5 protein-coding genes are annotated in these 8,130 nt (G+C 59.5%); 3 read left to right on the top strand and 2 right to left on the bottom strand.

Translation table 11 applies throughout. The features are described 5' to 3' along the window. The first annotated feature begins 240 nt into the window (after positions 1 to 240). On the top strand, positions 241 to 1,392 hold the full coding sequence (locus tag G5195_RS13235) for a DUF1615 domain-containing protein (RefSeq protein ID WP_421223669.1): 1,152 nt from the start codon (positions 241 to 243) through the stop codon (positions 1,390 to 1,392). Between the two features lie 63 nt (positions 1,393 to 1,455). Here G5195_RS13235 and G5195_RS13230 read toward each other — a convergent pair whose 3' ends face one another. Beyond that, positions 1,456 to 2,328 carry an NERD domain-containing protein gene (locus G5195_RS13230; RefSeq protein WP_421223671.1) on the bottom strand — a complete coding sequence of 291 codons (873 nt, stop codon included), beginning with the start codon at positions 2,326 to 2,328 and terminating at the stop codon, positions 1,456 to 1,458. A gap of 257 nt (positions 2,329 to 2,585) precedes the next feature. Here G5195_RS13230 and katG point away from each other — a divergent pair, with 257 nt between their 5' ends. Next, complete coding sequence (gene katG / locus G5195_RS13225) at positions 2,586 to 4,772, top strand: catalase/peroxidase HPI (RefSeq protein ID WP_421223673.1); 2,187 nt, start codon at positions 2,586 to 2,588, stop codon at positions 4,770 to 4,772. A gap of 106 nt (positions 4,773 to 4,878) precedes the next feature. Here katG and G5195_RS13220 read toward each other — a convergent pair whose 3' ends face one another. Further along, positions 4,879 to 5,796, bottom strand: coding sequence for an autotransporter domain-containing protein (locus G5195_RS13220; protein ID WP_421236215.1), 918 nt, complete (start codon positions 5,794 to 5,796; stop codon positions 4,879 to 4,881). Between the two features lie 292 nt (positions 5,797 to 6,088). Between G5195_RS13220 and G5195_RS13215 the strand changes: the two genes are divergently transcribed. Beyond that, positions 6,089 to 8,062: a methyl-accepting chemotaxis protein gene (locus tag G5195_RS13215; protein ID WP_421223674.1), complete on the top strand. Its 1,974-nt coding sequence runs from the start codon at positions 6,089 to 6,091 to the stop codon at positions 8,060 to 8,062. The last annotated feature ends 68 nt before the right edge of the window (positions 8,063 to 8,130 follow it).

Below are 8,130 nucleotides of genomic sequence, written 5' to 3'. Positions count from 1 at the left end.
CTTGTCATTGAACACCTCAGGTCATGGTGGCGACTGTACCACCTAAAATGGTGTCCGGGATGATTAGACCACTACACAGACAACGGATGGCGCGTGGGGTGGTAAAAGCTGGCAAGGGGAGGGGATGCTGCGAGCGCGGGTTTCAACTGCAGCAGGCAATCCTCTACAATGGCCCCACTTTGCTTGTCAGTGCAGTGCCAGCGGCGCTGCCTGTAGGGCCTACAAAAAATGGACATGCTTATGACCGCTTTGCCTTCCTGTCGTCTTCTTGCCTTCTGCTCTGCCTTGTTGCTGGCTGGTTGTGCCAGTGATCCCGCCTCCGCGCCCACCAAAGAGGCGAGCGTGAGCAACCCCAAAACGCCGCCTGCCATGCAGCCGCGCAAACCGGCGGATATGAAGAGCCGCATCGTGCGCTTCTTGCCCCGTCAGGTGCCTGACAAACAGGGGTGGGCCAACGACGTGGTGACGGCGCTCACCACCCAGGGGGTGACGGTCAATGATCACAATGTCTGTAGCGTGCTGGCGGTGGCGGAGCAGGAAGCTACTTATCAGGCCGACCCCGTGGTGCCGGGCCTTGGCAAGATCGCCTGGAAAGAGATCAACTCACGGGCAGCCAAGCTGCTGATCCCCGAATTTATGGTGCGGGCCGCGCTCTCCATCAACTCGCCCACCGGCAAGAGCTACGCCGAGCGGATCGACAAGTTGCGTACCGAGCGGGAGATGAGCGAAATTTTCGAAGACATGATCAGCATGCTGCCGATGGGCAAGACGCTGTTTGGCAACCTCAACCCGGTGCATACCGGCGGTCCGATGCAGGTGAGCATCGCCTTTGCCGAGGCCAACGCCCGTGGCTACCCCTATCCAATCAAGGATTCCATCCGCCACGAAGTCTTTACCCGTCGCGGCGGCATCTGGTTTGGCACCAAACATATCTTCGGTTATCCCGCCGACTACCCGGATACCCTCTACCGCTTTGCCGATTTCAACGCCGGCTGGTACGCCAGCCGCAATGCCGCTTTTCAGGCCGCCGTCAGCCGCTTGAGTGGCAAAACTCTGGCGCTGGACGGGGATCTGATCCGCTATGACTCGGATCTGCCGGGCAATACCGAGCTTGCCGTCTACACCCTCGCCAACCGGGTCAATATGAGCAAACAGGCGATCCACCAGAGCCTGCGCAAAGGGGATACCGCCGAATTTGCCGAGACCGACCTCTACCATCGCATCTTTAGCCTGGCCGACAAGCAAGCGGGCAAGCGACTGCCCCGCGCCATCCTGCCCGGCATTCAGCTAAAGAGCCCGAAAATTACCCGCAACCTCACCACCGCCTGGTTTGCCAAGCGGGTGGATGACAGAGAACAGCGATGCGTGCGGCAGATGGCGACGATTCGCTAAGAAGTATCAAGGGCGGCCAATTGGCCGCCCTTGATGTCAGGTGAGTTTCCCTTGTGTGGCTGTTCATGCCTTGCTGTTCCCCGTGAGATTTACAATGGATCTGCATTTGGGGTATCCACTGCATCCCCAAAACCGATTGCCTCGGTTATCCCCCCGTTTGGCGGTACGCAATACCATCGGGTTGCCGCATCTGGGGCATAGTGGATTTGCTTGAGGGCTCGATTCGGTGATGGTGGGCGCGGCGTTCACCACCTGATTGACGACAGGCATTGCAGCTACGGATAAAGGTGGGTGGGGAACCTCGCTGTGACGTGCTTTCAACTGCGCCACATGCTGGTTATGGGTCTGCCAATTGGCGGCCAGTCGTCCCCGCTGGATGCTGTCGATCACTTTGGTGACGTCGGCAGAGGTCAACACCTGCGTGGTTTTACTCTTGATATAGCGAATAAGCCCACGGTTCATCACGTTATCCGGCATGGGGGTTTTAAAGGTGCAGTCGCCAATAAAGTAGATAATTGAATGGAGCTGATGATCAGCAAGACCCAGCAAGGATTTGAGCGTCATCAGGTGCAGATAGTTTTGGCGCAGGGGATTTTGAAAGGTATGTCTGCGGCGATAGAGCTGCTGGGTCCAGCTCTTGTGGGCTGGATTGCCAAATATCCACCCCTTGATGTTCTTGGTCTCGATCACAAACAGCCCGAAGCGCGAGACGATCACATGATCGATCTGGGTAGTGCCCTGCGGGGTCGGCAGGGTCACGTTCTTGAGCAGGTGGTACTCCCGCTTGTCGAGAAAGAGCCGGATGCCCAAGTTGATAAATGCCTCCCCAACCATCCCCTTGAACCTGGGCGTTTTGATCAGGGTGGCCAGCAACAGCAGGGGCAGCAGATACCAGAGCTGGCCCAGCAGAACCGCAATAACGGGTGTGAAGTCCATTTCAACGCTGTCGTCTGATGTGCAATGGCAACATGTTAACAGTGGGTTCAACAAGCGTGTGTGATCTATGCCACTACTACTCTGCAAGCGCCTGCATTGTTCTGTTTGTTACCCGGTGACGAGATAGTTCAATCGCAAAACCAGATTGAATTGAACTTTTTTATTCGGTTTTTTAAGTGACTAGTGGGGGGTAGGCTAGTCTCTACTGCGAAGCGAAGGGTTTCGCCGTCATTATGACCACAATGAGGATCTGATAGATGGACAAACACGCTAGCGGGGCCGGTCAGTGCCCCTTTGCCCACGGTGCCAATACCTCTGCCAGCCAGGAGCATCAAGTCTGGTGGCCCAATGCCCTCAACCTCGACATCCTGCACCAGCATGACAGCAAGACCAATCCGATGGATGAGACTTTCGATTATCCCGATGCCTTCAACAGCCTCGATTACGATGCCCTCAAGGCAGATCTGCATGCCCTGATGACCGACAGCCAGCCTTGGTGGCCGGCAGACTGGGGTCACTATGGCGGCCTGATGATCCGCATGGCCTGGCACTCCGCCGGCAGCTATCGCGCTACCGACGGGCGCGGCGGTGCCAACACCGGCAACCAGCGCTTCGCCCCCCTCAACAGTTGGCCTGACAACGGCAACCTCGACAAGGCACGCCGTCTGCTGTGGCCGATCAAACAGAAGTACGGCAACAAGATTTCCTGGGCTGACCTGATGATCCTGGCGGGCAACGTCGCCTATGAGTCCATGGGGCTCAAGACCTTCGGCTTTGCCGGTGGCCGCGAGGATATCTGGCATCCGGAAAAAGATGTCTACTGGGGTTCCGAGAAGGAGTGGCTGGCACCGAGCGGTAGCGAAGGGAGCCGTTACAGCGGCGAACGGGATCTGGAGAACCCGCTGGCCGCGGTGATGATGGGGCTGATTTACGTCAACCCGGAAGGGGTGGATGGCAATCCCGATCCCCTGAAAACCGCCCACGACATGCGCGTCACCTTTGCCCGTATGGGAATGAATGACGAAGAGACCGTCGCCCTCACCGCCGGTGGCCACACCGTCGGCAAGGCCCACGGCAACGGCAGCGCAGCCAAACTGGGACCAGCCCCCGAAGGGGCGGATGTGCACGAACAGGGGCTTGGCTGGATCAACCACGAGAGCCGCGGTATCGGCCGTGATACGGTGACCAGCGGGATCGAAGGTGCCTGGACCAGCAACCCGACCCGCTGGGACAACGGCTACTTCAAGATGCTGCTGGGCCACGACTGGTGGATCAAGAAGAGCCCGGCCGGTGCCTGGCAGTGGGAGCCCGTCGCCATCAAGGAGGAAGATCGTCCGGTGGACGTGGAAGACCCCTCCATCCGCTGCAACCCCATCATGACCGATGCGGACATGGCGCTGCGCTTTGACCCCGTATACCGGGAGATCTCCGAGCGCTTTGCCGCGGATCAGGCGCTCTTCTCCGACGCCTTTGCCCGCGCCTGGTTCAAGCTGACTCACCGCGACATGGGGCCGCGCAGCCGCTATCTGGGGCCGGAAGTGCCGAGCGAAGTCATGGTGTGGCAGGATCCGGTTCCGGCGGTGGATTACCAGCTCTCTGACAAAGAGGTGAGTGAGATCAAGGCCAAACTGCTGGCCTGCGGCGTGGCGCCAGCCGATTTGATCGCCACCGCATGGGACAGTGCCCGCACCTTCCGCGGCTCCGATTATCGCGGTGGTGCCAACGGTGCTCGCATCCGTCTCGCGCCGATGAAAGAGTGGGAAGGCAACGAGCCCGCTCGCCTCGAGAAGGTGCTCAACGCCCTGATCGCCCTGCAGGCCTCCCTGAGCAAGCCGGTCAGCATCGCCGACCTGATTGTGCTGGGGGGCAGTGCAGCGGTAGAGCAGGCGGCCAAACTGGCCGGCGTTGATATCGTCGTTCCCTTTGCGCCGGGCCGCGGCGATGCCAGCGCCGAGCAGACCGATGCCGAGTCGTTCGCCTTCCTCGAGCCGGTGCACGACGGTTTCCGCAACTGGCAAAAGGGACATTACAAGGTGCAGCCGGAGGAGATGCTGCTCGACCGAGCCCAGTTGCTGGGGCTTACCGCCCGCGAGATGACTGTGCTGGTCGGCGGTATGCGGGTGCTTGGCACCAACCATGGCGGGTCGGCCCACGGCGTCTTTACCGACCGGGTCGGTGTGCTCAGCAACGACTTCTTCGTCAACCTGACCGACATGGCCTATAGCTGGCAGCCGACTGGCCGCAACAGTTACCAGATCGTGGATCGCCAGAGCGGTGCGGTGAAGTGGACTGCTACCCGGGTTGATCTGGTGTTTGGCTCCAACTCGGTGCTGCGTGCCTACGCCGAGGTCTATGCCCAGCAAGATGGCAAGGAGAAGTTCGTCCGAGACTTCGTCAAGGCCTGGGTCAAGGTGATGAACAATGACCGTTTCGATCTGAAATAAGTCACTTCAACCCCAATGAGAACGCCAGCCGCAAGGCTGGCGTTTTTTATGGTGGCGGTGATAGCTGCATGATGCGACTCGGAGGGTGGCCCTCTGGCAGCCCGGGTTAGAAGCTCATGGCCAGCCCGATGGAATAACCGCTGGTGTTGTGGCTGAACATGTAGCGGGCAACCAGCCGGGTACGGGTGACAATGATGTCGTACTTGCTGCTGTCCAGCTCCAGACCGGCGCCGATGGAGTTGAGGGAGTCAAAGCCAAGCAACCCCCGTTGCTCCCCCAGATATGCGGTATGAGCCCCCTCCAGTACATAGCGCACCGGTCTGTCGAGCAGGATCCAGTGGAACAGCGGGGCGCGGCGGCGCAGATAGAGGCCGAGGTTCTCCGCCTCGGCGTGACCACGGACGCTGGTCGAGGTGCCGCCAAAGCTCTGCAGGTGCTGATAGGAGTAGCGCAGTTCGGCATCTATGTCCTGGGCCGGTGAAAAGAGTTCGTAATCGAGCATCAGCGAGCCACCCAGCCCGTACATATTGAGCTGACCCCCATCGAGAAAGTCCAGCGAGTAGCCCTTGGTACGATCCAGCAGCCAGTTGCCGATCCGCAGGTCGCTGGCCATGGTACCGAGCGAGACGTTGGCTATGGGGCGCAGCACCCAGTGGCCGCCACGCGGATCTTTGTGAAGGGTGACATCCCAGCCGATCCCGCCCGAAGCGGTCAGGCTATTCCACTTGGTCGGTATGGTGCGACTCTCGGTACCATTGCTTATCACAAACTGGGGGTCGTAGCGGCTGTAGCCCAGCGCCCCCTCCAGATAGATGGGCACGGCTTCGCTCAGGGTTGCGCCGCCTCCCAGTTGCCCCATGTTGAGCGCAGAAGATTGGCCAGTGCTGCTGCCGATGTCCAGGTTGCTGGCGGTGATGTCCGGCACCACGCTGAAAGTCATCAGCGAGATCACCGCATTGGCCCGTTTTTGCGCCCAGTCCTCCTCCTGATCGTCAAGGTTGTTACTGGCCGCGAGTGACGCCATGGGCAGGGTCGCCGCGAAGAGGGCGCAACCCAGACGGTAAAGCGGGCAGAGCGGGTGTTTCATGGCTGGATTCCCCAAACAAGCGACCTCCTGTCGCCCTGATCTACTGTAGCGAGTTTCTCTCTGGCTGTCTCGACCTGACCATTGGGCTGGGCTATGGGGGGGCTGCGTGGCCATCTACAGAAAATGGTTGATGCAGCTCATGGTTCTGGCCAATGGCAGATGTCGTCAGCGGCATAAGCGAGCAGGCCGGATATAATCAACGCGTTGATAAAAATGACAGGAGTGCGGGATGAACAGACTCGGATTGGCCGGCAAGATGTTGCTGGCAATTTGCCTGCCGTTATTGGCGCTGCTGTTTTTCGCCAGCCACTACGCATACGACAGATATCGGGTGACCCATGAGATGACGCAAGCCCTGCAGCAGCTGGCTGTGGTCGAACGCAGCGCCCAGTTGGTGCACGAGCTGCAAAAGGAGCGTGGCATGTCGGCGGGGTTTATCGGCTCTGAAGGGCGCAAATTTGCAGATGCCCTGCCACGTCAGCGGCAACAGGTTGATGAAGCCATTCATCGCTTTCAGGGGTTGGAGAGGGGGGTTGCCCACGAGCAGGTGGATCTGGCTTTGCGCGAGTTGATGGGGATCCGCAATCAGGTGGACAAACTGGCCATAGAGGCCCCGCGTCAGGTCGCCTTTTATAGCCAGTTGATTGCTTCTCTGCTCAAGGTCGTGGATGAGATTAGTCTGCGTAGCCAGGATGCCGCTATTGCCTTGCAGACCAATGCCTACGCCGCATTTTTGCAAAACAAGGAGCGTATGGGGATGGAGCGGGCGACCCTCAGCAATGTCTTTGCCAAAGGGAGTTTCACCCCGGCTACCTTGCAGCAATTTATGTCCCTGCTCGCTGCCCAGCAGAGCTATCTGGAGCGTTTTCGCGCCGTGGCAAGCGAGCCGCAGCGACGCCTGCTTGAGCAAATTGAGAAGAGTCCGGTGATGGCAGAGGTCGCGAAATATGAGCAGCTCGCCCTGGGCAAGATGACCGAGGGGAGCTTTGGCGTCGATCCGGAGCGCTGGTTTGCCGTGAGCACCGAGAAGATCGACCAGCTCAAACAGGGCGAAGATCAGCTCTTCCAGCAGTTGTTCGAACGGGTTGAGCAGATGCAGGGAGATAGTCAGCGCAACTTCTGGTGGGGGGCTATGGCGGTTCTGTGCTGCCTGCTGTTGACTACCCTCATCAGTTGGAAGGTGCTGCGGGATGTGCATCTGGGCTTCGTCGCTCTGCATCGCACCTTTTCACGGCTCGTCAATGACAATGATCTGACGGTGAGGGTCAACTGGCAATCGGGTGACGAGCTTGGGGCATTGGCGCGGGATCTCAACCACTTTCTGCAGCATCTGGAAGGCTTGTTGCTGGAGGTGCGCCGCTCCTGTGAGATATTGACCCGTAGTGCCAGCAACTCCAGCGAGGTGATTGCCGAAGTGAATGAAGGTGTGGTGCGTGGCGTCGGTCAGGTTGAACTGGTTGCCACCGCCGCAACGGAAATGGCTTCAACGGTGGCCGAAATTGCTCGCAATGCGACTCAGACCTCACTGGCGACCCAGCAGGCCATTGGCCGTGCCCGGCAGGGGGACAAGGAGGTGGATCAGACTATCGCCGCCATCGAGCAGGTGGCTGGCACCCTCGACGAGACCCGGCTGTTGGTCAACAACCTGCATCAGGATACCGAGTCCGCCGTCGAGGCACTCAACCTCATCAAGCAGATCTCCGATCGCACCAATCTGTTGGCCCTCAATGCCGCCATTGAGGCAGCCCGTGCCGGTGAGTCGGGGCGCGGCTTTGCCGTGGTCGCCGATGAGGTTCGTTCACTGGCTGCCCGTACCCAGCAGGCGGCAGATGATATCGAACAGATGCTCTCCCGTTTGCGGGCTGGAGCCCTTCAGGCGGTGGTGGCCATGCAGTCGGGCAGCGAGCAGGCGGGCCTCAGTGTCAGTGAAGCGCAGCGGGCGGGTCACGAGCTGACCGACATCGTCAATGAGGTGCGCAAGGTGAGTGACATGACGGCACAGGTGGCTACCGCAACCGAGCAGCAGCGCTACGTAACGGACGATATCCAGCACAACGTAATGACCATCCGCGAAGTGTACGAGGCCCATCGCCAGCACTCGGTCACCCTGCAGCAGAATAGTGTCGAACTGGATCAGTTGGCACGGGAGCTGGCTGGACGAATTGCCAGCTTCAAGTTGCTGGAGAGAGCCTCTCCCCACTGATCCATTTGCGCTAAAGCTTGTCCCTCCCTGGCCGATACCCCTTGTGAGATCGTGTGGAGGGCAAGCAA

The sequence above is a fragment of the Aeromonas sp. 601039 genome (genome assembly GCF_049174415.1).
Classification (GTDB): Bacteria; Pseudomonadota; Gammaproteobacteria; order Enterobacterales; family Aeromonadaceae; genus Aeromonas; species Aeromonas veronii_A.
The sequence above is the reverse complement of the archived record's forward strand: the minus strand, read 5'-3'. Positions and strand labels throughout refer to the sequence as shown.